Source organism: Pseudomonas sp. Irchel s3f19 (assembly GCF_900187555.1).
GTDB lineage: Bacteria > Pseudomonadota > Gammaproteobacteria > Pseudomonadales > Pseudomonadaceae > Aquipseudomonas > Aquipseudomonas capeferrum.
Map to the genome: position 1 here is coordinate 219411 of NZ_FYDW01000007.1, position 23396 is coordinate 242806.

The following is a 23396-nucleotide window of genomic DNA, read 5'->3' on the forward strand; positions in this document are numbered from 1 at the left end:
CAGTCTCCGGATCAGCGGGCGTTGGCGCGCGCGTGGAAGATGAAGCCGATGCTGTTCATCAGCAACTGCGCGGCAAGAATCGAGGTCACGCCTGCCGGGTCGTAGGCCGGGGCCACTTCCACCAGGTCCATGCCGACGATCCGCCCCTGGCTGCGCCGGGCCAGCGCCTGGATGATCTCCAGTACTTCGTAGTAGAAGAATCCGCCATGGCTCGGTGTGCCGGTACCTGGGGCGATGGACGGGTCGAAACCGTCGATGTCGATGGTGATGTAGTAGTCGCGGCCTTCGGGGATTTTCGCCATCACGCCTTCACAACCCAGGCGGCGCACGTCGCGTACCGAAAGGATCTGCGAGCCGGCGTCGCGCGCGGCGTCGTAGTCATCGCGGTTGGAGGACGACACGTTGCGGATGCCCATCTGGGTCATGCCGACGATGTGGTCCAGCTCCGAGGCGCGGCGCAGGGGGCTGCCGTGGCCGTAGCGCACACCATGGCGCTCGTCGACGAAGTCCAGGTGGGCATCGAAGTGCACGATGTGGATCGGCCCATGGCCTTCGAAGGCCTTGATCACCGGCGCATGGATCGAGTGGTCACCGCCCAGCACCACCGGCATGGCGCCGGCCTTGAGAATCTGGCGCACGGCCGACTCGATGTTGGCATTGCTGCTGGCCATGTCGGTGTGCACGATATCGGCGTCACCGACATCGACCATGCGCAGTTGGTCATCGGTCAGGTAGGTGGCGTCATCTTCGAAGTCGTAGGCGCCGGCATGGCCGAACGAGAACAGGGTTGATGCCTCGCGAATGCCGCGCGGTCCGAAACGTGCGCCAGAGCGCCATTGGGTGCCCATGTCGTTGGGCGCACCGAGGATCGCCACATCGGCGTCGATGGCATCCCAGTCGGTGCAGATGGGCGATTTGGCGAAGGTGCAATGCCCGACGAAGGGCAGGTTCAGGCGGCCGGATTCATAACCGTGCTTTGCCATGTTCAGGTTTCTCCACTTATTGTTCTGGTCAGGAGACGGGGCGACTGCTCGACCGCCGTTGCAGCCACTATGGCGGCAGGCCAACAGCGGAAAAATGCGCAAGTGCAGATGCATACATCGGGCAACCCGAAGTATTCGCCCGAATGCCAAAGGCCCGCCGGCATTTCCAGGCGCCAGGCATTGCAGTGATCACGGGTGCGTGGTTAGCTTGAAAAAAAACAATGGCCGGACGCTCATATCAGCCAGCGCGATGTGACGCAGCGATGTGAAGCACCGCCAGGAGGCCACAGTGATCCAGCTCCACGATGTCGATCTGAAGCTTCTCAGGGTGTTCACCACCATCGTCAGGTGCGGGGGCTTTTCCGCCGCGCAGGCAGCACTCAACGCCGGCCAGTCGACCATCAGCGAACAGATGACGCACCTGGAAACCCGCCTGGGGGTCAAGCTTTGCCAGCGCGGGCGCAGCGGCTTTCGCCTGACCGAACAGGGCGTGGCCATCCATGAGGCCACCTTGCGCCTGCTAAGCGCGGTGGAGAGTTTCTGCATGGATGCCGACGTGCTCAAGCAGCACATCAGCGGCAAGCTCAACCTGGGCATCATCGACTCCACCCTGACCGACAACGCCTCGCCCCTGCCGCGCACCACCCAGCGCTTTGTCTCACGCGGGCACGATGCCCACCTGCACATTTACATCGGCGCCCCGGCGGAGCTCGAAGAGCGGGTACTGGACAGCCGGCTGCACCTGGCCATCGGCCACTTCCCGTTGCGCGTGCCGGGGCTGTCGTACCTGCCGCTGTACGACGAAGCCCTGGGGCTCTACTGTGGCCGCCGCCATCCGCTGTATGCCAGCAAGGCGGCCAACGGCCGCCTGCTTGAAGAAGTTCGCCAGTGCCACATCGTCGTGCGTGGCTACATGCAGCAGTACGACCTGGAGCAATTGGGCATCAGCAAGGCCGCCGCAACCGTGGAGAACATCGAGGCAGCGGCGATCCTGATCATTTCCGGCGCCTACATCGGTTTCCTGCCCGTGCACTTCGCCGAGCAGTGGGTCAAGACCGGCGAAATGCGCCGCCTCGGCGCCAGCACACTGGACCTGACCTCCCCCTTCGATGTAATCACCCGGCGCGGCGTGTCGCCGCCACCGATCCTGCGGGCGTTTCTTGAAGACCTGAACACCTGCATCCACCAGGCTGGCGTCTGACCACGCTCGGCTTACCCTGTACTACGGCTTCCCGCAAGCTGCCCCTCGATCCAGTCGATGAAGGCACGCACCTGGGGCCGCTTCAACTGCTCCTTGCGGGCGACCAGGTAGTAGGCAAAGCGTGACGGCCAGGGCCGATCCACGGCCACTACCAGGCTGCCGTCACGCAGCCCGTCCTCGGCATGCTGCGCCTGGACCAGGGCGATGCCTTGACCGCTCGCGGCCGCGCGCAGCAACAGCAGCTCCTCGTCAAAGCTTGGCCCACGCCGGCTGCGGCTGTCAGGCTCGAAGCCGTGGGCCTGCAACCACAGCGTCCAGTCGGCACGGTCGGCATCCTGCAGCAGCGGGTACTGCAGGCAATCTACGGGTTCATCCAGTGCCGGCCCACTGGCGAGCAGCGCCGGGCTGCAAACGGGTAGCAGCACGGGCGCCAGCAAAGGCATCGACTGCAGCCCCGGGTAGTCGCCCAGGCCATGGCGCAGGGCAATGTCGACACGCTCACGCTGCAGGTCGACCAGTGCCGCGGTGGCCTCGACACGAACCTCGATACCAGGGTGCAGCGCGCTGAAGCTACTGAGGCGCGGCACCAGCCAGCTGGACGCGAAGGAAGGTTGCGTGCTGATGGTGAGGGTGCTGGCCCGTGCCAACGCTTCAAGGTCGAGCAAGGCGCTCTCGATTTCGCCGAAACCGCGCGAAACGCCGGGGTACAGGCCCGCCCCGGCCTCGGTGAGCTGCACGCCATGGCGGCTGCGTGTCAGCAGGGTGACGCCGAGGCGGTCCTCCAGTAGGCGAATCTGCTGGCTGATGGCTCCCGGCGTAACCCCCATGCGCTCGGCGGCAGCCTTCAGGCTGCCCAGGCGGGTGGTTTCGCTGAAGGCGCGCAAGGCAAGCAGTGGCAGAACGGCACCCATGGAATTCCTCGATTTAGAAAAACTAACGCTGGCACAAGAAGCAATCGTTTTAGTATCGCGCTCGATCTGCATAGCATAGCGCTCAGGCCAAACAACTTGCGTTAGTTTTCCTGAGGTTATTCGACATGCATGATCCCTCACTGGTGCTGTACACCGACAGCTCGCCCAACGGCTTCAAAGCCACCATCGCTCTCGAAGAGATGGGCCTGCCCTATCGCCTGGAGCATGTTCGCATCGAGCACGGTGAGCATTTGCAACCAGGCTTTCTCGCGCTCAACCCGGCAGGCCGCATCCCGGTCTTGGTCGACCATGCTGCCAACATCGTGCTGTTCGAGTCTGCTGCCATCTTGCTGTACCTGGCACAGCTCAGCGGCCAATTGCTCGACCCCGCGCCGCAGCCGCGCTGGGCGGCGATCACTTGGTTGATGTACCACAGCGCCAGCATGGGGCCGCTGCTCGGCCAGCGCGTGCACTTCGAATGCTTCGAGGCCACGCCCAACCCTGCGGCGCTCAAGCGCTACCGCAGCCTTACCGAAGGCACCTTCAGCGTCCTCGACCAGCAGCTTGCCACCCAGCCATGGCTGGCCGGAGAGCGCTATTCGATCGCAGACATCGCGACCTTCGCCTGGCTGCACATCGCCGCCCTGGTGGGCTTCGACTTCAGCCCCCACCGCCACCTGACCCGCTGGTACCGCCTGGTCGAGCAACGCCCCGCCGTGCAACGGGGTATCCGCCTGCCCGCCCCGGCCACTGGCCCATGAAATCGCTCAATCAAGGAACGGCCGTGAACCCTACAACTCCCACCTGCGGCGCCAACGCCAGCGCCTTCGCCCAGCACCCCGGCTACCGGCGCATGTTCGCGCCCGATCAACTGACCTTGGGCATCTTCATGCCGCTGCGTTTCTACGACGGCAACATGCAGGCACTGGCCGGGCAGGCACGGCTGGTCGGCGACATCGACCGCCTGGGCTTTGCCGCCGCCTGGGTGCGTGATGTGCCCTTGTTCGACCCGACCTTCGGTGACGCCGGGCAGGTATTCGACCCGTTCACCTACCTGGCCTACCTGGCCGCGCAGACTCAGCGCATTGCCCTGGTGACCGGCAGCGCGATCTTCGCCTTGCGCCACCCGATCGACTTGGCCAAGGCCGCTGCCACCCTCGATACCCTGTCGGGTGGGCGCCTGGTGCTGGGCATCGCCTCGGGCGACCGGCCCGTGGAGTTTCCAGCCTATGGCTTGGACCACGACAGCCGCGGCGAGCGCTTTGCGCAAAGCGTGGACTACTTCCGGCAACTGTTGGCCGAGCACCCTGGGCCGATCCAGTCGCCGCTGGGGCAACTCGGCAGCGCCCGGCTGCTGCCAAGGCCAGTGTCAGGGCGCATCCCACTGGTGGTGACCGGCTCGTCACGCCAAAGCCTGCAGTGGCTGGGCGAACACGCCGATGGCTGGCTCACTTACCCCGACGCCACCCATAACGTGCTTGGACCACGACGGTTGGCCGAAAAAATCCGCGCCTGGCGCGCAGCGATACCGGGCGGTGGTTTCCGCCCGCACATGACCAACGAATGGATCGACCTGGACGACGACCCGAACTTCCCGCGTACACCGCTGCAAGGCGGCTACGTGCTGCGCACCGGGCGCAACGGGTTGATCGACCTGCTCGGCGAGTGGCGCGAGGCCGGGGTCAACCATGCAGCATTGGGGGTGCAGATGGCGCGGCGCCCGGCCCAGGACATCCTTCAGGAACTGGCAGAAGAGGTACTGCCGCTGTTTCCGGCGCTGGCAGGGCCAGCACCGCATTCGCAGGACTGGTAGCGCGCTGCTCAGTTGCACAGTGGGTCGCGCAATGAATCGGCAATGTGCGTGTGCAGCGCATCGGCTGCGCGCGAACCTGCAGCGTCTCGGCTGCGGGGTATTGGCATGAGCAGCTGACACAAGTGACTTGCCTGACATCGAACTGCTGTGCGACTGGGGAGCTGTCAGCTTAGGGTCGAACGTGGCCAATCGCGAGTGGCTGCTTTCGACTTTCCAAACATCGCACAACGAGATCAGCTGCCTTGGCCAGCTATTTGCCCTGCCCCATTCTGCTCATCAAAATTGATCCTGTCTTAGGGCGCGATCCAACCCGCCTGCCAATGTTCGCCTTGCAGAATGAAGCGTGCCCGCTGGTGGATATCCTGGGTAAGGTCGAGCCACTCAATTTTTCTCAGGTGGACAGTCACTAACGCGAAGTTTTCGAAACCCTCCAGGTGCGTTTCATAGGCTGATGAAGGTGCAGAGATCGCCTCACCGGGGATGCTTCCATGGCGAAAGAGTGCTTGAGTTCTTCCTCGTGCCTGCTCCCAGTGCTTGGTAAGTAACGAAACATCCGACACAGGTTCACCTCGGCCTTTCATCCGCAGCTGAAGCTTGCCGGATGGGTCGACGGAGGTTATGCCGACTCTAGGTTCGGCAAGTATCTCCGCGCATTTTGCCGACCGCTTGTCCGCATAAAAGATGATCGACTGCGTAGATTCATCCGCATGGCGCAAGACCACAGTGCTTACCTTGGGTTGCCCTTCAGCATTGACGGTTGCCAGTTGCATCAAGCGAAAGGGATTGGGAATACCGCCAACAGGTAGAGATAAATCCGACCATACCTTGGTCAATATCAGATCAAGCATGGCAATCGCCCAAAAATGAAAAAGGGCCGCGAACGGGGTGCGGCCCGGAGGCTCAGACGCTGCGGGTAAGGCCGCCGTCGACCTTGATGTTCTGGCCGGTAATGTAGGCTGCCCCTTCGCTCGCCAGGAAGGCGATAGTGGCGGCAATCTCCTCACTCGTGCCATAGCGCTTAAGTGGCACACCTTCTCGACGCTGCTCGGTAGCAGGGAGACTGTCGATCCAACCCGGCAGCACGTTATTAATGCGAATGTTGTCAGCGGCGTACTTGTCAGCAAAGATTTTGCTGAACGACGCCAAACCGGCACGGAAAACTGCCGAGGTAGGGAAGAGTTCGCTTGGTTCGAACACCCATGCAGTAGAAATGTTGATTATTGCACCGCCGTTCTGGCGCTGCATGTACGGCGTCACCAATCGCGTAGGGCGAATGACGTTGAGCAGGTAGGTCTCCATACCCAGGTGCCAGTCTTCGTCGCTGATCTCAAGGATCGGTGCCCGCGGGCCATGGCCGGCGCTGTTAACCAACACATCGATACGGCCCCATTTCTGAATGACTGCATCGACGAGGCGCTGCAGATCTTCGTTTGACTGGTTACTGCCGGTTACGCCGATACCGCCTAACGCTTGCGCCAGGGCCTCCCCCTTGCCAGAGGAAGAAAGAATACCGACCTTGAAGCCGTCGGCAGCCAGTCTACGTGCTGCTGCCGCTCCCATGCCGCTACCACCGGCAGTGACTATTGCTACTTTTTCTACTGACATACATCCTCCTGAGTGAGGCGTGGATGGGTGGTTGGTGAAATGAGACTAGCACCGCTCAGCACCGCTCAGAGAGACAGCAACGCTTGTTCATGTCAGTAGATAATCTATAGCCTCGCCTGTTGTCATTGGAACAAGCCCTTGAGTCCGCGCGTGTCGATTACGGTATTTTGCGGGCCGATTGGCGTGCATGACGGGCCGTTATCGACCCATTGCGGACGTCCGTCAGAGACTGCTTTCGGCTCATACCCGTCGTTCAGAAGGGGCCGCAAAGGCCTGAAACAGACTGTAGGCAATACTAGGGCGGTCTCTGAAGTACTGCGTTTGCATGTTGAGTCATAGGTCATCACGTTTTAGCGGCAGGTTTGAGTCGGAAGCTGACGCCCATACGGTTAAAAGCGTTCATTGCGGCAATGGCCGCTGTCAGGTCGACAAGGTCCTTTTCGGCAAACATTGCCGATGCTGCTGCGTAAGCTTCGTCGGATACATGTGTCTCGCTTACCCGCGTGACTTCTTCTGCCCAGGCCAATGCTGAGCGCTCCTGATCCGAGAACAAATAGTGCGCTTCATGCCATACTGGTACTAACAGCACTTTGTCCACTGAAATACCTGCTTTGATCAGATCGCGTGAGTGCAGATCGATGCAATGGGCGCAGCCGTTGATTTGAGACACCCTGAGAAACACGAGGTGAATCAACGGGGCTGGCAAATTTGTCGCGGTGGTCACGAAATGATGCAGCCCGCCAAGGGCCTTGGCTGCACCAGGCGAAGCTTCAAACCAATTGAGTCGACTCATGATTTCTTTTCCTGTCTTTGAGCAATGAAGAGGGTGACATGCGGATTGCCGCTTGACGGCACACCGCCCAGCTAATGTGCAAACCTATACGCTTGAATTCGATGATGTTCTTAAAGCGGGCTGCAGACTTGATCCACACCATGGCTATCCCTACCAAAGAACGTCTGCACCTCACCGTACCCTGTTTCCCTCCCAGTATTCAGTGACTCCACACCCTTGGCGGTACCTTCAACGGTGAAGTAGTACACGTGATTGAGACCGATGGTGGCGAGGACGGCGGACAGGTAGGGTCGCAGAAAGTCGGGTTGACGGGCATGCTGGCCGCTGATGTAGCCCCCGCAAGCTATTGCGACGTAAACCGGACGATCCGTCAGCGATCCGACTTTGCCTTTGGCGGTGCCCAGAAACGTTTTGCCCACGCGTACCACCTGGTCGATCCACATCTTGAGTGGGGCGGGCACGCTGTAGTTGTGCATCGGCGTGGCAATCAGCAGTACGTCGCATGCCTGCAGTTGGTCGATCAACTCGTCGGAACGGCTCAACGTACCCTCCTGACCGCTTGCTATGACTACGCGCTGATTGGCTAACGCCTGGGCGTAAGGCGCATCGACTGGGGCCAAGGAGTTGAGGTCTAAATCGGTCAACTGGATACCCCTTCTGCCGGCCTGACTGGCCAAGGCAAACAGGATCTGCTGGGACAGTTTCAGACTTTCCGAATCCTCTGCATTGGGGCTGGCGACCAGGCGAAGAATGCGCAAAGGAGCAAGTGGCTGTTGTGACGATGTCATGAGGTTCGCCTCCTTGGATGTGCGTGCGGGTTATGGCGTATCGAACTGTTTCTGAAAGCGCAGTGCACCCGTCAACAGGCCTTCACGGAAGTAGAAGCGTTGCGCGCGGGCGTTGGCCAAACCCGTGTCGAGCACCAGGCGTGCACAACCGCTGGCGCGGGCCAGTCGCTCCAAGGCTTGCAATAAGCGCGAGCCCCACTGACCTCCCCGCTGAGCCTCGGCGGTTACAAGGTCATCGACATACAGGAATGCGCCGTAGACCAGGTTTTCCTGTAAGCGGTAACCAGCCAGTGCCACAAGAACGCCTAAGTCATAAGCACCAATCAGGCGATAGCCTTCAACGCGCATACGCTCGATGCGGCTGACGAAGTCAGCTTCGCTCGTCAGATGAGGGCGCAATTGCTGCATTACCGGGAATGCGCTGCAGAGGTCATGGGTGCTGTCCAGGGGGCGCAGGGACGTGTCGGCCAGGTCGAGCACGCTGGGTATGAAGTTGTGCAAAGGGGATGTCATGGGAGTTGCCCTCATGAGTAGGTGATGGCGCTATATTGGACTACCATTGACCCACTTGATTGAGCCAAGAAATGGGATATGAACTAGGCCATGATGACCTCCCCCAAGCCGCCTTTTGCTCCCTTGGAAGAGCAGTCTGCCTTGCCTCTGTATCGTCAACTGTACGACCGCGTACTGGCCGCCGTTGCCGCAGGCACGTTGTCCCCCGGTGACCGCTTGCCGTCGGCGCGCGCCATGGCCAAGGAGCTGGGGGTGGCCCGTGGCACCGTCGAATTGGCCTATTCGCTGCTGGCCAGCGAGGGTTACCTCCTGGCGCTCGGGCAGAAAGGCACCGTAATCAATCCTGAACTGCAGAAGCCCGTGTCGGAGGCCACCGCATTACCAGTCAGCAGCCAAGTGATCGAAGACGCACCTGATTCGCTCTGGCGTCCACCGCAGCTGTTGCCGTTCCAGATGGGGGTACCGGCGCTGGATGCATTTCCGCGCAAGATATGGGCGCGTCTCGGTGCTCGGTATCTCCGTGGGATGCGTCTTGGAGATCTGGACTATCCGGCACCCCACGGCCTGGCAGCGTTGCGCAGCGCCATTGCTTCGTATCTGCAGGTGTCCCGAGGTATCGATTGCGGTGCCCATCAGGTGTTTATCACCAGCGGTTGGCGCAATAGCCTGTCCTTAGTCGCACATACCCTGTTGCAGCCAGGCGAGTGCGCCTGGGTGGAAGACCCGGGCTATCCCACTACGCGCCAGGTGCTTCGCCAGTTCGGCCTGGACCTGGAAGCGGTGCCGGTTGATGCCGAAGGCATGAACGTAGAACACGCCATCGCGGGTTCTCGGACTGCTCAGGTCGTCATGGTGACACCAGGGCATCAGAGCCCGCTGTCGATGGCACTGTCGCTGCCACGCCGGCAACTGCTACTCGATTGGGCTGCCCGCACCGGTGGCTGGATTGTCGAGGACGATTACGACGGCGAGTACCGCTACGTCAGCCGTCCACTTCCAGCGCTGGCCAGCTTGGATCGCCATGGGCGCGTGCTGTATGCCGGCACCTTCAGCAAGGTGCTGTTTCCCGGTATTCGCCTGGCTTATCTGGTGGTGCCGCAGGCGCAGGTGGCAGCGTTCGAGCGCGTCGGCCGGGCCTTGTTTGCTGCCGGGTCACCGTCAATTACCCAGGCTTTGGTGGCGGAGTTCGTTGCCGAGGGACACTTCGCTCGGCATATCCAACGCATGCGCCGCCTCTACAACGAGCGACGGGCATTGACCATCGAAGCACTGGACCGGAGTTTGCCGAAGGGTCTGCAGGTGGAACGCTCGCCAGGCGGCATGCACTTAGTACTGCGTTTGCCGGAGGACGTAAGCGACACCGCCCTGGCCGAGCAGGTGCTGGCCAGGGGTATGTCGGTACAAGCGTTGTCGCGCTGGGCTGCGTCATCGCAGCGTCAGTCAGGTCTGCTCCTGAGTTTTACCAACTGCGCCACGACGGCTCCAGGCGAGCAGCTTGGCGCGTTGATCAGCAAGTTACTCAGTTGAGGTTGGCCTTGTTCAGGCCGAACAGCTCATCGGACGAGCCGGGGATCGCCTGGAAGGCCACATTGAGGCGATTCCAGCCATTGATGGCGACGATTAGGAACGACAAATCCGACAGCTCCTGCTCGGAACACTGCTCAAGCGCACTCGCATACAGGCTGTTGGAGATACCATGAGGCGGCAGTTGGGTTAGGGCTTCAGTCCACTCCAGCGCCGCCCGCTCTACTGGCGAAAACAGCCCTGACTCACGCCATACGGCCACGTGGTGAAGACGCAGCTCGCGCTCGCCATGGATCTTGGCCTCTTTCACATGCATATCCACGCAGAACGCACAGCCGTTGAGCTGCGAAGCGCGCAACATGATCAGGTGGGCAAGATCGGCCAGTGGCGGTTTCTTGCTCAGTTGTAGGGTGAGTTCCACCAGTTTGTTGGACGCTTGGGGAGACAGCTTGAAGTAATCAAGGCGGTTGTTCATGGGTAGTTGCTCGCAGTGGGTGGAGTTTGTTGGAGCCCACTGTAGCAACGCTTGGAATAGCCCCACAGGGCCAAGATGGTAGCTTCGAACTAGGCCATGTCTGTATCGAAGTACGCCATGAACACCCATCGAGCGGTATGGTCGAAGGGGCGCTATAGGCCGTTCATTGCCCTCCGCGAATGGCCGCAATGGGTCGAAAGCTGCCGTTCGTGGAAGGCGGCTTTTCGACCCAACGCCGCCCATTATGCCCCCCCACTAATTCCACTCAGTTTCAGGTGGCAGCGGACTGCCTCAACCTGCGACTCGACCCAGGCGTCTTACCCGTAACACGCTTGAACGCCCGACTGAACGCCGCCTGAGACGTATAGCCCAAACGCTGCGCGACCTCTTCAATCGGCACCCTTTCCAGCGTCAGCCACTGGCTGGCAAGCCGCATTCGCACTTCGGTGACGTAGCGCAGCGGGGTCATGCCAATCGTCAATTGAAAACGCTCCGCAAAGACCGAGCGGGACGTATTGCATTGCTCCGCCAACTGCTCGACGGTCCAGTCGCGGCCCGGTTGTTGATGCAGCGCCAGAAGTGCACCTGCCAGCCGCGGATCGCGCAGGGCGGCAACCAGGCCGGAGGCGTTGCCGCAGGCGCACTCGACCCAACCACGAACGACCATCGCGGCGACCACGTCGGCCAATCGCGCGAGGATGCCGGCGAAGCCGACGCGTGCGGCGCTGACCTCGCGCTCCATGGTGGTGAGAATAGGCACCAGCCCGGGGTAACGCTGGCCGCCGGCATCAATCAGCATCAGGCCCGGCATCAGCTTGCCAAGGCCATGGAGGCTGCCCAATTCGAATTCCATGCATCCACTGAACAAAAGCGTGGTCGGCATGGGGCCGGCATCGGTTCCGGTGGCCACCGCGCTGACGGTGTCGCCCAGAGGCTCGCCGCCCAGAAGGTCGATGTCCTGCACGGGCACGTGCGTATGCGAGAGCAATTGATGGGCCGCGCCATGGGAGATGAAGACGGCGTTACCGGCGCACAGCGCATACGTTGTCCCGTCTTCCATACGCAGCACCGCGTTGCCGACCGCCAGGAAGTGGAACCAGGCATGCCCGGGTTTGGCAGCGAAGCCCAAGCCGAAGGCCGGGCCCGCCTGGATACGCCGGTAGTCGACACCGCGCAGGCGCATGCCGCGCAACAGTTCGTTGATGAGGTCGGAAGAAAGGGCAAATTGGTCTGTCGACATTGCTCAGGTGTTTTGGTCAAAAAATTGAGTTTTTCGATCATAGATCATCCGGATTCTCGCGCCTAGACTACGGGTCGCAATTGAAGATTGGGAGATCCATGCAATGACTGACCTTGTATGCAATGCCGTACCCGACAGCCGTCCCGGCGCCGGGCCGGATGCAGAACCTGCCCCCCCCGCGTGGATGGCCGTATTCTCGTTGGCCATGGGCGTGTTTGGCTTGCTGACCGCTGAGTACCTTCCGGCCAGCCTGTTGACGCCGATGGCGACCGAGCTGGGGGTATCCGAAGCGCTGGCTGGCCAAGCGGTAACGGTGACAGCCGTGGTGGCGCTATTCGCCGGCCTGTTGGTGCCAGGCCTGACTCGCAGTATCGATCGCCGCTGGGTGTTGCTGGGTTTTTCCACGTTGATGATCGCGTCCAATCTGTTGGTCGCCGTTTCCTCCAGTTTCGCGGTGCTGTTGTTGATGCGTATCTTGCTGGGCATCGCACTTGGCGGGTTTTGGAGCATGGCGGCGGCGGTGGCGATGCGCTTGGTGCCGGGGGCTTTGTTGCCGCGCGCGCTCTCGATCATTTTCAGCGGCATCGCCATCGGGACGGTGGTTGCGGTCCCGCTGGGTAGTTATCTGGGCGGGCTATATGGCTGGCGCAGCGCGTTCTTTGCAGCGGCCGCGGTGGGGGTGGTGACCCTGGCTTTTCAGTCACTCACGCTGCCGAGCCTTGCGCCACGTCGGCCGGCACGCCTGCGCACGGTGCTTGAAGTGTTGCAGCGCCCAGGCATCGCTATGGGGATGTTCGGTTGTGTGCTGGTGCACAGCGGCCACTTCGCGATGTTCACGTATATTCGGCCATTCCTCGAAGGTACGACCGGCATTGGCCCGCAGGGGCTGTCGCTGATGTTGCTGGGTTTTGGTGTGGCTAATTTTGTCGGCACATTGGTGGCCGGGTGGATGCTGACTCGTCACCCGTTGGCCACCCTGGTGTTGATGCCCGCGCTGGTGGGCGTTGCGGCACTGGCGCTGGTCCTGTTGCCGGCGTCGGTGCCAGGGCAGGCCGTACTGCTGGCGGTCTGGGGCCTGGCCTTTGGGGGTGTGCCGGTGGCGTGGTCGAACTGGGTCGCCAGCGCGGTCCCTGACCAGGCGGAAAGCGCCGGGGGCATGGTGGTAGCGTCTGTACAGTCGGCCATCGCCACAGGCGCAGCCGCGGGTGGGGCAATGTTCAGCCTCGGTGGCAGCGCAGGCGTATTCGTGGCGGCGGCCGTGCTGATGCTGCTGGCCGCGTTGCTGATTGCACTGCGTGTGCGAGTGCCTTCGGTAGATGGCGCTGTACTGAACGGGTCGGCACTCCACCTGTGATTTAGCTCTCCAAGCAGCGCCGATCCGCTTCCAAACGGCTTAACCCATGCTGCAGCACCGGCAGCATGTGCGGGATTTATCAGCGCGGGAACAACAGCGTCACAGCAAAGCGAAAGCCCCAGTCTTCTGGGCCATTATCCGGTGATTCGAGCCAGTAGCGCGGCCCAGCCTGGAGGGTGACCTATCGTTCCTGCAAGAGTTCCAGGGCCCGATCAAACTCGAAAAGTTCAACCTGTTCGGTCACCAGCGCCAGGCGTTTCGCCAGGCCCTGCTCCAGTGACAGCTTGCGCAGTTCGGCCAGCGCATTCACGGCCGCCGTGTCGCTTTCAGCCAGCAAGCCTTTTAGCCTGCTCAATTGCTCGCTCAACATACTACTGTCCCGCACGCCCTCCCCCCCCAGCGTGGGTGTGTGTACGTCCAAACCCGCCAGGGCAGATAGTGTCGGCAGCAGGCATCGTTCAACCGCGGCAGCCCTAGCCTGTATCACTGCAGCGGGATCACCGTTCTGACAGGCCTGCTCCAAGGCAGCGGCGGCCTGCGCCACGGCCCTGGCACCGAGGTTGCCGGCGGTGCCTCGCAGGCTGTGAGCCACACGTGCCGCCGCGCCAGGGTCGGAGTCAGCCAGTGCGGCCTGAAACTGCTGGGCAAAATCGGACTGGTTGTTGCGGAAATTGCAGAGCAAGCGCAGGTAAAGCTCTCGCCGCCCCATGCAGGTTGCCAGGCCGCTCTCCAGGTCAATACCCTCCAGGCGATCCGGCAGCTCTTTCGGCTGGCCTGCACCGGGCGGTTCGGCAAGCGCTGGAATCACGGCGCGAGGCTTGATCCACCTGGCCAGGGTGGCGAACATGACATCGACATCGAGCGGCTTGGATATGTGGTCGTTCATGCCACTGCTCAGCGCCCGTTCTCGATCACCGTCCATGGCGTTGGCGGTCATGGCGATGACCGGCAAAACGTCGAACCGCGGCTGCTGACGAATGTGCTGAGTGGCCGTGTAGCCATCCATCACCGGCATCTGGCAATCCATAAGCACGCCATCAAAGTCGCCATCTTCGGCAAGAATATCTAACGCCTCCTGGCCGTGAACAGCGAAACGCAGACGAATCCCGACACTTTCAAGCAGCTCAGTGGCCAGCTCTTGGTTCAGTTCATTGTCTTCCACCAAGAGAAGCCGAGCGCCGTTGAGGCTGTACAGCGTGTTTGCACTCTGCTTCGCACGCTCGCCAGCGCGAGTATCGGCCTGCGGTGCTGTGCCCAGCACCCCGCCAATGGCTTCCAGCAATGAAGATGGGGTGACCGGTTTGGTCAATACCACTGGCAACGGCATGCCTTGACGTTGCGCTTCTTCGCGCGCTTCCTCGCGGCCAAAGGCAGTGACCATAATCACCGACGGGGTATGCTTCAGGCTTGCGGTATACATACGTTTCATGGCTTCAATGCCGTCCATTCCGGGCATGCGCCAATCCATTAGTACCAAATCGTAGGGCAACGTCCTGTGCTCGGCATTAGCCAGCATTCGCAGCGCGTTACCACCATCCTGCGCTACATCCACTTCCAGGCCGAAGCTACGCGCCATGCCCGAGAGGATCTGCCGAGCACTGGCGTTGTCGTCGACCACCAATACTCGCATACCCCGTAATTCGTCGGCCTTGAACATGCGACGCGGCTCGATACCTGGCTGAACACCAAGGCGCACCTGGAAATGAAAGGTGGAGCCGACCCCCAGCTCGCTTTCAACCCAGATTCGGCCATCCATCAACTCCACCAACTTCTTCGAAATGGACAAGCCCAGGCCGGTACCGCCGTACTTGCGCGTGGTCGAGCTATCGGCCTGGCTGAAAGACTGGAACATGCGCGAGCACTGCTCGGCGGTCATGCCGATGCCTGTGTCGCGTACCCAGAAGTGCAGCTGCACGTGCTCCTCAGGCGAGTCGACTGCCTCCACGCCCACTACAATCTCGCCACGCTCGGTGAACTTGGCAGCATTGTTGCCCAGGTTGATCAGCACCTGGCCAAGTCGCAGTGAGTCGCCAAGCAGTGCGGTAGGCAAATCGGGCGGGGTCTGGAATAACAACTCCAAGCCCTTGCCCTCGGTTTTCAGGCCGATCATGGCAGCGATACTGTCGAGTACATCCTCCAGGCGAAAAGGCGTGTGCTCAAGGCTCATCCTGCCGGCTTCGATCTTGGAGAAATCGAGGATGTCGTTGATGATCCCCAGCAGGTTCTGCGCCGAACGGTGCACTTTATCAATGTAGTTGCGCTGGCGCTTATCCAGCTCTGTCAGCAGCGCCAGGTGGCTCATACCGATGATGGCGTTCATGGGCGTGCGGATTTCATGACTCATATTGGCGAGAAACTCGCTCTTGGCCTGAGTAGCCTGCTCGGCGGCGGCGCGTGCCTGCGCCAAAGCCGTCACATCGATATTGATGCCGGTTGCGCGCAGTGGCCTGCCGTCAGGGGTGCGCGAGAAGCGATTGAGCGATTTGAAGGTGCGCACCCCACCATCATCTTGCCGCACGATGCGAAAGTCGAGTTCTAAACGATCACCGCCACTGTGGACGGCGTGCTCGAAGGTACTGCTGACGCGCGCGACGTCATCAGGATGCAGCAGCGCCTGCCAGTGCTCCACGGTGCCACCGAAGGCGCCTGGCTCAAGGCCAAACATCGCTTCGAGCTGCGGCGTCCAGTAGTTTTCCCCGCTGACCAGATCGACATCGAACAAGCCGATGTCGCCGGCCTCCTGGGCCAGGTTCAATCGATCGCTCGCAGTGCGCAGCCTGGCTTCCATCATCCTGCGCTCATTCACGTCACGCACCGAGGCACACACACAGACGCCTCGCCCCTCAAGACGCGGTAGATGGGACAGGCCTATTTCTACAGAGAACAGGCTACCGTCCTTGCGCACGCCGCGCAGGTCATCCTGGTCCCCGCCCATCTGCCGGGTGCCGCCACTGGCAAGAAACGCGTCGCGCTGCTTGATATGCCGTTCGCGGGCGGCATGCGGTACCAGCCGCTCAATGCTGGCGCCGATCAACTCACCCGGTTCATAGCCAAACAGGGCATCCATCTGCGGATTGGTCATCAGAATGTGGCCATCGTCGCCCAGCACCAACATGCCATCGGGCGCCGCTTCGATAATGCCGCGGTACCACGCCTCGGTTTCACGCAGTGCTGCCTGCTGGGCCTCCAGCGTTTGAGCCTGGTGCTCCAATTGCAGAGCCTGGGCACTCATCTCGTCCGCCTGGCGGCGAGTTTCCAGCAACAGTGCCTGGGCGGCCTCGCTGCGCTCCATAATGGCCATGGCCCCGGCGAGGATGGGCAATACCTCTTGCAGCAACAGCGCCTGGTTCAGCTCCAGAGGGCGCAAACCAGCCATTTCCAGTACCCCGTGGAGGCGCTCTCCGCGTAGTACCGGCTCAACCAGCAGAAGGCTGGCGCACGCCTCGCCCAACTGTGCGCGCACCCGCCAGAACGGCTCAGGCAAATCGGTGAACTGTCGGGGTTGGCGATCCACGGCGCACTGCCCCAGTAGCCCTTCACCTAACTCAACCTCAGCGCGCAATGGGCGCTCGCTGTCCACGGCGTAGCCACCGAGCAATTGCAGGCGTGGCGCCTCCTCGTACAGCACGTACAGCGCGCCCTGACAGATGCCCAACTGAGGGGCGATGCGGCAAAAAAACGCCTGGGCTAGCTGCGAGGGGGTTTGGGCCTGCAGCAGGTCCACCTGCAACAACGAAGCATGACCTTTGACCCAGCGCTGGCTTTCAAGTTGGCGGGCCTCCAGTTGCAGCGTGGCGATTGCCCGGGCAAGGTCACCGGTCTCGTTGCTAAGGTCGGTGTGAGGGATCTGGCTGTCCAGCTTGCCGGAAGCCAGCTCGTCCACCGCTATGCGCACACGGTTAAGCGGTACGCGGATTGAGCGGCTGACCAGCCAGGCAAGCATCAAGGCCAGCGTCGAGCCCCCCAGCAGCAGTATGTAAGTGAGTACGCTGCTGTGCTGCGCATAGTCGGCTAGGCTCTTCGCCGTATCATGAATATCCGCTTGCTTGTTGTTCTCTATCCGGATGAGCAGATCGTCGCACTCCTGTTCAAGTGCGATAAATGCCTGGCTCGTGAGGACGGTCAGCGCCCTGCCCAATTGACCGGTGCCCACCAACTCAAGCGCTTCATCGCCTTGTTTCTGCAGGCGCTGCAACGCCACTTCAAACTCCACCAGGCTGGTGACGCTGCTTTGTCGCCGCAGCGTCGGGCGCACTTGTGCAAGGGCCTCTTGCAGACGCTGCTGCGCAATGTCCATCTGCGTCCTGGCACTGACGCGAGTCTCGGCGTTGCTCGTTGCCACCGCGCGTTGAAGCGCCTGCACCAGGTGTGGCAACTGAACCCGGACTTCCTGTACATGCTGGATGCCGACCAGATCCTGCTGGTAGAGCTGTTGCATCTCGCCCCTGAGCGAAAACTGCGTGCGCAGGCTCTGCACGCCGAGCATCAGGAAAAGTGTCAACAACGCAGCAAAGCCGATAATCAATTTACTGCGCAGAGACAATCGCTCGAACAGCTCAAACAGTCTGTGCATACACCGCCTCAGTTCGTGTGACGTGCAGATTGGTACAAACGGCTTAATGCTTTTCAGCGACAGACTTGGCTTCAGCTAACTGCTTGACCAGATCCTGGTCGCTGTCGGCGAACTGCGCTGCAATTGCCAGAAAGCGCTCGGAATGGGCAAGGAATGCGTCGCAGATATCCGGGTCAAAATGCGCGCCGCGGCCTTCGCGGATAATCTCCACCGCCTGAGCGTGGGGCATGCCTGGCTTGTAAACACGGCGGCTGATCAGCGCATCGTAGACATCCGCCAGCGCCATCAAGCGAGCGCTGATGGGGATATCATCACCCGCCAAGCCCTGCGGATAACCGCTGCCATCCCATTTCTCCTGGTGGCTATAGGCGATTTCCTTCGCCAACTGAAGGAAGTCGACCGTTATGCCCAGCTGGTCCTCGGCGTGCTGAATGGCATCGCGCCCCAACGTCGTGTGAGTCTTCATTATTTCGAACTCTTCGGCGGTGTAACGTCCTGGTTTGAGCAGGATGCGATCAGGAATGCCAATCTTGCCGATATCGTGAAGTGGTGCCGATTTGAACAACAGCTTGATGGTTTCCTCATCGAGGAAGTGTCCAAAGCGCGGGTGCTCGCGCAGCAGCTCGGCCAACAACTTGACGTAGTGCTGAGTGCGACGGATGTGGTTGCCTGTTTCGTTGTCGCGGGTTTCAGCCAGCGATGCCATGGCGTGGATGGTGACGTCCTGGATGGCGGTCACCTCGCGGGTGCGGCGCTGCACTTCTTGCTCCAGGAAATCGTTCTGGTCGCGCAGGAAGTCCGCAGCTGCCTTGACCTTGATTTGTGTCTCAACCCTGGCCAAGAGGACAGGCGGGATGATCGGCTTGGTGATGTAGTCGGCAGCCCCCAGGCCAAGCCCGCGAATTTCGTCCTCGGCAGCAGCCATGGCGGTCAGGAAAATGATCGGGATGTTGCGGGTACGGGGGGCACGCTTGAGCTGCTTGGCAACATCGTAGCCCGACAAGCCCGGCATCATGATGTCAAGCAGGATCAGGTCGGGGAGTGCGTCGCCCTGCAGTAGGCGCAATGCTTTCTCGCCACTGTTGGCTGCTTTGACCCGATATCGATTCCTGAGCAAGTCGGCGATCAGCATCAGGTTGTCGGGCGTGTCGTCGACCACCAGAACCGTGGCTGATGGGTAAATGTAGTGCATGCCATCCATTGCCGTTGGTCCCTTGTTGGACGATTAATAGAGGGGCAGTCAGCATCGACCCCTGGCAAAGCGTAGCAGTGAAACTTGCTGGCTGGCCGCGGCCTGTCGTTGACTGCGTTGCTATATCCATTTCGAACCGCGGCTTTGTCTAAAGGGTTTGGCGATGCATTGCATGCCTGCGGCGAACACCCGCTTTGGGTCGATCGCTACCGGTCACGACAGACCGCTTTCGACTCAAAGCAGTCGCTGATGCAAGAAGGAAAACGTGCCTCCCCGCCCACACCAGTAGACGACTGGTCTAATCTACGTTAGGCTTCGCTCACCATGAAGAAACCAGCCAACGAAATGCGTGAGCACATCCTCGATGTTGCCAGAGCACTAATGACCCACAAAGGCTATACGGCTGTCGGTCTCAACGAGGTGTTGAGCACGGCCGGAGTACCCAAGGGCTCGTTCTACCACTACTTCAAGTCCAAGGAAGAATTTGGCCAGGCATTACTCGACGTTTACTTCGACGAGTACCTGTCCCGTATCGAGCCGATCCTCAAGCAGCAGGCGAATGGTGCGCAAAGTCTTCTGAAGTACTTCCAGTACTGGAGCGAAACCCAGTATGACGAGGCCGTGGATAACAAATGCCTGGTGGTCAAGCTCGGCGCTGAAGTCTGCGACCTTTCTGAAGTGATGCGCCACGTGCTGGATAAAGGCACGTCCCGCATCATCAGGCTGATCAGCGATAGCATCGAGCGTGGTATCGCTGATGGCAGCATCGTTACCAAAGACAGCAAGGCGCTGGCCGAGTCGCTGTATCAACTGTGGTTGGGCGCATCGTTGATGGCAAAGGTGAACCGTTCTACCCAACCCTTCCAATCGGCGCTGGCCATGACGAAAAGCCTGCTCGGTTGAGCGGCTTTTTTTAACCAATTAATAGACGACTGGTCTACTTAGATGAATTTGATGGAACCACTCATGACTGATAACAGTACCCGTACCGACTTGTTCGAACCCACCCGGATGGGTGCCATCGAACTCACCAACCGCATCGTCATGGCACCCGTGACGCGCAGCCGTTACGCCGAGGATGGCGTGCCCAATGAACTGCATGCTACCTACTACGCTCAGCGCGCCTCCGCTGGCCTGATCATCGCCGAGGCGACCAACATCAGCGCCCAAGGCCGTGGCTACGCTGCGACGCCCGGTATCTGGAGCGCAGAACAAACGGCTGGCTGGAAGAAAGTCACCGAAGCTGTGCATGCCAAAGGCGGCAAGATCGTGTTGCAGCTGTGGCATGTCGGCCGCTTCTCAAGCGTCGAACTGCAGCCTGACGGTCAGGCACCGGTAGCACCCTCTGCGATCCGGGCCGAGGGCAATACCTACACGGTCGACGGTTTCGTGCCAGTGTCCACACCGCGCGCGCTGGAAACTGACGAGATAGCCGGTGTTATCGAGCAATACCGAGTTGCCGCGCGAAACGCCATGCACGCGGGGTTCGATGGCGTGGAAGTGCATTCTGCCAACAGCTACCTGCTCGATCAGTTTCTGCGTGACTCTACCAATCAGCGCACCGACCAGTACGGTGGCTCGATCGAAAATCGAGCACGCCTCACCCTTGAAGTCACCCGCGCAATGATCGAGATATGGGGGAGCGACCGGGTCGGCATCCGACTTTCACCGGTGACCCCGGACGCCGGTAACACACCTCCCGACAGCAACGTCATGGGCCTGTTCGGTTACTTGGTGCCCGAGCTGAACAAGCTCGACCTGGCCTACATGCATTTCGTGGAAGGCGCCACTGCGACTAGCCGCGATATCCCTGCGGGCGTTGATATGGATGCCCTCAGCGGCCTGTTCGCAGGGCCCTATATCGGTAACAACAACTACGACCTGGAAATGGCCATCGAGCGCCGCGCTCAGAACAGGATCGATGCAGTGGCCTTCGGCCGCTTGTTTATCTCCAACCCAGACCTGGTTGAACGCCTGCGCCATGGTGCAGAACTGAGCACCGCTCCCAGAGAGAGCTATTACGGCGGTGGGGCCAAGGGCTACACCGACTGGCCGAATGGCAACTACTGAAGCACCCGCAGTGGTACAGCGTTATCCGTCACAGATGCCCAGTTGGGCGTGAGACATGGCATTCGTGCAGGCGACTGCGGGGCTGCTTCTCGCGTAAACGGGCTGGCGCTTCCTAAATCTCACAACAGGGAAAAACACCATGAGCAACCCCACCTATGTACAGGAATACAAAGCCATCGTCGAAGTGCTGAACCGGTACAACGAAGGCGGCAAACAGGCCAATAGCAGCATCATGAAACCAGCTTTCAGCGGGCAGGCGACCATCTTTGGCGTGGATGCTGACGCCAAGCTGGTCGGCGGGCCGATTCAAGGCCTGTTCGACACCATCGACAACCCCCCTTTCCGCCCGTCCCCCGAGGCTGTGGGCGTGATCGTCAGTATCGATATCGTTGGCACCGCCGCCAACGCCCGTATCGACACCAACGATATCTCCGGTTTCTGCTTCACCGACTTTTTCAACTTACTAAAAGTCGAGGGTAAGTGGACGGTGGTCAGCAAGATCTACCACACCCACATCGCGCCCTGAACTGCGCGCTTCCGGGCTCCCGGTCCTCCGAAACCGGGCAGTCTTTCGGCGCATCATGCGTCTCCCAGCACCTGGGTAGCTAACCATGAGCAAAAACATCAAGACCGTTGCCATTGCCGAATGTAGTGCTTACGCCATGATCACATGCACGAACCGAGGCAGATATCTGGGCCACTCGGGTAAGGCGCCAAGTCTTGTCATTTGCCAGGGCTTGAGGCAGGGTCGATACCACTGACATCTCTGCCAAAGGAGTCACCCCATGTCGACGCTTTATCCCAGTATTGATCCTGAGGGGCTGGTCGAGTACTCGGTGGTCTACACCGACCGCTCGCTCAATCACATGTCACAGACATTTCAGGGCGTGATGAAGAACATTTCCAAGACCTTGAAACAGGTCTATGGCGCCGAAGCTGTTGCGGTAGTGCCGGGCAGCGGTACATTCGGCATGGAGTCGGTAGCGCGACAGTTTGCCACCGGCCAGCAATGCCTGGTGATACGCAACGGCTGGTTCAGTTATCGCTGGAGCCAAATCCTTGATACGGGCAACATCCCGGCGGCCACCACGGTGCTGAAAGCCCGACCGGTCGACACCGGGCGCCAGGCTGCCTACGCGCCCCCGCCGCTGGAGGAAGTGCTGGCGGCCATTCAGGCGCACAAGCCTCAGATTGTCTTCGCCCCCCACGTTGAAACCTCGTCAGGGATTATCCTGCCCGACGAGTACCTGCGGGCCGTCGGCGACGCCGTGCATGCGGTGGGTGGCCTGTTCGTGCTGGACTGCATCGCCTCTGGCACGCTTTGGGTTGATATGCAAAAGTGCGCAGTCGACCTGCTGATCAGCGCACCGCAGAAAGGCTGGAGCGCCTCCCCTTGCTGTGCCCTGGTGATGCTCAGCGCATTGGCCCTCGAGCGCATCGAGCACACGCAGAGCAGCAGCTTTGCCTGCGACCTGAAAAAGTGGCTGCAGATCATGCAGGCCTACGAACAAGGCGGACACGCCTACCATGCAACCATGCCCAGCGATTCGCTCGCCCGATTCAACGACGTGATGAACGAGATGCAGGCCTACGGTTTCGACAAGGTCCGCGACGAACAACAGGCGCTGGGTGATCGGGTGCGCGCCATGTTGACCGGTAAAGGTTTCAAGAGCGTGGCCGCAGCCGGCTTCCAGGCCCCAGGCGTCGTGGTCAGCTACACCGATGATGCCTACATCAAGAGCGGCAAGAAGTTTGCCGCTCACGGCCTGCAGATAGCCGCCGGCGTGCCGTTGCAATGCGACGAGCCGGCCGACTTCCAGACCTTCCGCATCGGCCTGTTCGGGCTCGAAAAACTGCACAATATCGAGCGCACGGTCAGCACCCTTGAGCAGGCACTGGAGGAAGTGATGGCGAACTAAGCCATCAACCTCCTACCGTAAGGTGAATTTCAGGAAGGTAGCCTGCCAGGGTTACGGAGCGGCATTCGCTTCGTACGGCAGTGTTGAGCGCAGCAAGCTGCGAAGTGGCCCATAGCAGTCACCTTTATGCCGGGGCCGTTTCGCGGCCCATCGCCGGCAACAGAGCTTTGGGTCAGGTCCGCCTTGGGTCGAGAGCAGCCGGTCCCGGCTGGCCGCTTTCGACCCATAGCTGCCCTTCAAACGCGACCCCGTACCTAGTGTGGTGTTTCACAAATACCGCTGAAAATCTGAGCTAGGCTCTGTGGAAGCCAACTCTCCAAGGGCATCGACATGGGCCGACCAGCAACCGTCATTACCCTTTCCGAAACTGAAAAGTCGGAACTGCTACGCCGGATCAAACTTCGCAAAGGCGCTCAGGATGCCCGCCTGCGCGCAGAGATAA

General features: G+C 60.7%; 20 protein-coding genes and 1 pseudogene. 9 read left to right on the forward strand and 12 right to left on the reverse strand.

Annotated elements, in window-relative coordinates; translation table 11 throughout:
• Positions 1–11: 11 nt before the first annotated feature.
• Positions 12–983 carry an agmatinase gene (speB, locus tag CKW22_RS18235; protein WP_033698620.1) on the reverse strand — a complete coding sequence of 324 codons (972 nt, stop codon included), beginning with the start codon at positions 981–983 and terminating at the stop codon, positions 12–14.
• Positions 984–1272: 289 nt separating this feature from the next.
• Here speB and CKW22_RS18240 point away from each other — a divergent pair, with 289 nt between their 5' ends.
• Positions 1273–2184 carry a LysR family transcriptional regulator gene (locus CKW22_RS18240; protein WP_047583414.1) on the forward strand — a complete coding sequence of 304 codons (912 nt, stop codon included), beginning with the start codon at positions 1273–1275 and terminating at the stop codon, positions 2182–2184.
• An 11-nt stretch (positions 2185–2195) separates the two neighbouring features.
• On the opposite strand, the gene CKW22_RS18245 is transcribed toward CKW22_RS18240, so the two are convergent.
• Complete coding sequence (locus CKW22_RS18245) at positions 2196–3095, reverse strand: LysR substrate-binding domain-containing protein (protein ID WP_095064569.1); 900 nt, start codon at positions 3093–3095, stop codon at positions 2196–2198.
• Between the two features lie 125 nt (positions 3096–3220).
• On the opposite strand from CKW22_RS18245, the gene CKW22_RS18250 reads away from it, so the two are divergent.
• The gene (locus CKW22_RS18250) at positions 3221–3856 is read left to right on the forward strand and encodes a glutathione S-transferase family protein (protein WP_095064570.1); all 636 of its coding nucleotides are present in this window, start codon (positions 3221–3223) and stop codon (positions 3854–3856) included.
• Positions 3853–4908 carry an LLM class oxidoreductase gene (locus CKW22_RS18255; protein ID WP_095064571.1) on the forward strand — a complete coding sequence of 352 codons (1056 nt, stop codon included), beginning with the start codon at positions 3853–3855 and terminating at the stop codon, positions 4906–4908. The genes CKW22_RS18250 and CKW22_RS18255 overlap by 4 nt, the downstream gene beginning before the upstream one ends.
• A 293-nt stretch (positions 4909–5201) precedes the next feature.
• On the opposite strand, the gene CKW22_RS18260 is transcribed toward CKW22_RS18255, so the two are convergent.
• The 5 genes from CKW22_RS18260 to CKW22_RS18280 form a co-directional block, all read right to left on the reverse strand.
• Positions 5202–5756 (reverse strand): pyridoxamine 5'-phosphate oxidase family protein, encoded by a 555-nt coding sequence (locus CKW22_RS18260; RefSeq protein ID WP_095064572.1) that lies wholly within the window; start codon positions 5754–5756, stop codon positions 5202–5204.
• Positions 5757–5808: 52 nt separating this feature from the next.
• Entirely contained in the window at positions 5809–6513 is a 705-nt protein-coding gene (locus tag CKW22_RS18265) for an SDR family oxidoreductase (protein WP_033698627.1), read from the reverse strand.
• 343 nt (positions 6514–6856) lie between these two features.
• On the reverse strand, positions 6857–7306 hold the full coding sequence (locus CKW22_RS18270; RefSeq protein WP_023532827.1) for a carboxymuconolactone decarboxylase family protein: 450 nt from the start codon (positions 7304–7306) through the stop codon (positions 6857–6859).
• A gap of 110 nt (positions 7307–7416) precedes the next feature.
• On the reverse strand, positions 7417–8094 hold the full coding sequence (locus CKW22_RS18275) for an FMN-dependent NADH-azoreductase (RefSeq protein WP_023532703.1): 678 nt from the start codon (positions 8092–8094) through the stop codon (positions 7417–7419).
• 30 nt (positions 8095–8124) lie between these two features.
• The gene (locus tag CKW22_RS18280; RefSeq protein WP_023532427.1) at positions 8125–8607 is read right to left on the reverse strand and encodes a GNAT family N-acetyltransferase; all 483 of its coding nucleotides are present in this window, start codon (positions 8605–8607) and stop codon (positions 8125–8127) included.
• A 90-nt stretch (positions 8608–8697) separates the two neighbouring features.
• On the opposite strand from CKW22_RS18280, the gene CKW22_RS18285 reads away from it, so the two are divergent.
• Complete coding sequence (locus tag CKW22_RS18285; RefSeq protein WP_033728313.1) at positions 8698–10134, forward strand: PLP-dependent aminotransferase family protein; 1437 nt, start codon at positions 8698–8700, stop codon at positions 10132–10134.
• On the opposite strand, the gene CKW22_RS18290 is transcribed toward CKW22_RS18285, so the two are convergent.
• Together CKW22_RS18290 and CKW22_RS18295 are read right to left on the reverse strand one after the other, a co-directional pair.
• The gene (locus CKW22_RS18290) at positions 10127–10606 is read right to left on the reverse strand and encodes a carboxymuconolactone decarboxylase family protein (protein ID WP_095064573.1); all 480 of its coding nucleotides are present in this window, start codon (positions 10604–10606) and stop codon (positions 10127–10129) included. The two genes, CKW22_RS18285 and CKW22_RS18290, sit on opposite strands and share 8 nt — an antisense overlap.
• Before the next feature lie 271 nt (positions 10607–10877).
• A complete protein-coding gene (locus CKW22_RS18295) occupies positions 10878–11846 on the reverse strand; it encodes an AraC family transcriptional regulator (RefSeq protein ID WP_033698645.1) in 969 nt (322 codons plus the stop codon).
• Between the two features lie 103 nt (positions 11847–11949).
• On the opposite strand from CKW22_RS18295, the gene CKW22_RS18300 reads away from it, so the two are divergent.
• The gene (locus tag CKW22_RS18300) at positions 11950–13200 is read left to right on the forward strand and encodes an MFS transporter (protein ID WP_095064574.1); all 1251 of its coding nucleotides are present in this window, start codon (positions 11950–11952) and stop codon (positions 13198–13200) included.
• Positions 13201–13279: 79 nt separating this feature from the next.
• On the opposite strand, the pseudogene CKW22_RS28175 reads toward CKW22_RS18300, so the two are convergent.
• From CKW22_RS28175 to CKW22_RS18315, 3 genes and pseudogenes are all read right to left on the reverse strand, one after another.
• Positions 13280–13381: pseudogene (locus CKW22_RS28175) on the reverse strand (transporter); the annotation flags it as partial.
• Complete coding sequence (locus CKW22_RS18310; protein ID WP_095064575.1) at positions 13382–17773, reverse strand: response regulator; 4392 nt, start codon at positions 17771–17773, stop codon at positions 13382–13384.
• Positions 17774–17816: 43 nt separating this feature from the next.
• The gene (locus tag CKW22_RS18315) at positions 17817–18974 is read right to left on the reverse strand and encodes an HD-GYP domain-containing protein (RefSeq protein WP_033698641.1); all 1158 of its coding nucleotides are present in this window, start codon (positions 18972–18974) and stop codon (positions 17817–17819) included.
• Positions 18975–19289: 315 nt separating this feature from the next.
• Between CKW22_RS18315 and CKW22_RS18320 the strand changes: the two genes are divergently transcribed.
• From CKW22_RS18320 to CKW22_RS18335, 4 genes are all read left to right on the forward strand, one after another.
• Complete coding sequence (locus tag CKW22_RS18320) at positions 19290–19868, forward strand: TetR/AcrR family transcriptional regulator (RefSeq protein ID WP_033698640.1); 579 nt, start codon at positions 19290–19292, stop codon at positions 19866–19868.
• Positions 19869–19931: 63 nt separating this feature from the next.
• The gene (locus CKW22_RS18325) at positions 19932–21035 is read left to right on the forward strand and encodes an alkene reductase (protein WP_095064576.1); all 1104 of its coding nucleotides are present in this window, start codon (positions 19932–19934) and stop codon (positions 21033–21035) included.
• 139 nt (positions 21036–21174) lie between these two features.
• Positions 21175–21561, forward strand: coding sequence for a nuclear transport factor 2 family protein (locus CKW22_RS18330; RefSeq protein ID WP_047583420.1), 387 nt, complete (start codon positions 21175–21177; stop codon positions 21559–21561).
• Positions 21562–21820: 259 nt separating this feature from the next.
• Entirely contained in the window at positions 21821–22954 is a 1134-nt protein-coding gene (locus CKW22_RS18335) for an aminotransferase class V-fold PLP-dependent enzyme (RefSeq protein WP_095064577.1), read from the forward strand.
• The last annotated feature ends 442 nt before the right edge of the window (positions 22955–23396 follow it).

What these genes read in the sequence shown, in the direction of transcription:
- CKW22_RS18250 (WP_095064570.1), top strand. Translation starts at nt 3,221, where the DNA reads ATGCATGATCCCTCACTGGTGCTGTACACCGACAGCTCGCCCAACGGC.
- CKW22_RS18300 (WP_095064574.1), top strand. Translation starts at nt 11,950, where the DNA reads ATGACTGACCTTGTATGCAATGCCGTACCCGACAGCCGTCCCGGCGCC.
- CKW22_RS18310 (WP_095064575.1), bottom strand. Translation starts at nt 17,773, where the DNA reads ATGCACAGACTGTTTGAGCTGTTCGAGCGATTGTCTCTGCGCAGTAAA.
- CKW22_RS18255 (WP_095064571.1), top strand. Translation starts at nt 3,853, where the DNA reads ATGAAATCGCTCAATCAAGGAACGGCCGTGAACCCTACAACTCCCACC.
- speB (WP_033698620.1), bottom strand. Translation starts at nt 983, where the DNA reads ATGGCAAAGCACGGTTATGAATCCGGCCGCCTGAACCTGCCCTTCGTC.
- CKW22_RS18330 (WP_047583420.1), top strand. Translation starts at nt 21,175, where the DNA reads ATGAGCAACCCCACCTATGTACAGGAATACAAAGCCATCGTCGAAGTG.
- CKW22_RS18295 (WP_033698645.1), bottom strand. Translation starts at nt 11,846, where the DNA reads ATGTCGACAGACCAATTTGCCCTTTCTTCCGACCTCATCAACGAACTG.
- CKW22_RS18320 (WP_033698640.1), top strand. Translation starts at nt 19,290, where the DNA reads ATGAAGAAACCAGCCAACGAAATGCGTGAGCACATCCTCGATGTTGCC.
- CKW22_RS18285 (WP_033728313.1), top strand. Translation starts at nt 8,698, where the DNA reads ATGATGACCTCCCCCAAGCCGCCTTTTGCTCCCTTGGAAGAGCAGTCT.
- CKW22_RS18275 (WP_023532703.1), bottom strand. Translation starts at nt 8,094, where the DNA reads ATGACATCGTCACAACAGCCACTTGCTCCTTTGCGCATTCTTCGCCTG.
- CKW22_RS18270 (WP_023532827.1), bottom strand. Translation starts at nt 7,306, where the DNA reads ATGAGTCGACTCAATTGGTTTGAAGCTTCGCCTGGTGCAGCCAAGGCC.
- CKW22_RS18280 (WP_023532427.1), bottom strand. Translation starts at nt 8,607, where the DNA reads ATGACATCCCCTTTGCACAACTTCATACCCAGCGTGCTCGACCTGGCC.
- CKW22_RS18290 (WP_095064573.1), bottom strand. Translation starts at nt 10,606, where the DNA reads ATGAACAACCGCCTTGATTACTTCAAGCTGTCTCCCCAAGCGTCCAAC.
- CKW22_RS18245 (WP_095064569.1), bottom strand. Translation starts at nt 3,095, where the DNA reads ATGGGTGCCGTTCTGCCACTGCTTGCCTTGCGCGCCTTCAGCGAAACC.
- CKW22_RS18325 (WP_095064576.1), top strand. Translation starts at nt 19,932, where the DNA reads ATGACTGATAACAGTACCCGTACCGACTTGTTCGAACCCACCCGGATG.
- CKW22_RS18260 (WP_095064572.1), bottom strand. Translation starts at nt 5,756, where the DNA reads ATGCTTGATCTGATATTGACCAAGGTATGGTCGGATTTATCTCTACCT.
- CKW22_RS18315 (WP_033698641.1), bottom strand. Translation starts at nt 18,974, where the DNA reads ATGGATGGCATGCACTACATTTACCCATCAGCCACGGTTCTGGTGGTC.
- CKW22_RS18265 (WP_033698627.1), bottom strand. Translation starts at nt 6,513, where the DNA reads ATGTCAGTAGAAAAAGTAGCAATAGTCACTGCCGGTGGTAGCGGCATG.
- CKW22_RS18335 (WP_095064577.1), top strand. Translation starts at nt 21,821, where the DNA reads ATGTCGACGCTTTATCCCAGTATTGATCCTGAGGGGCTGGTCGAGTAC.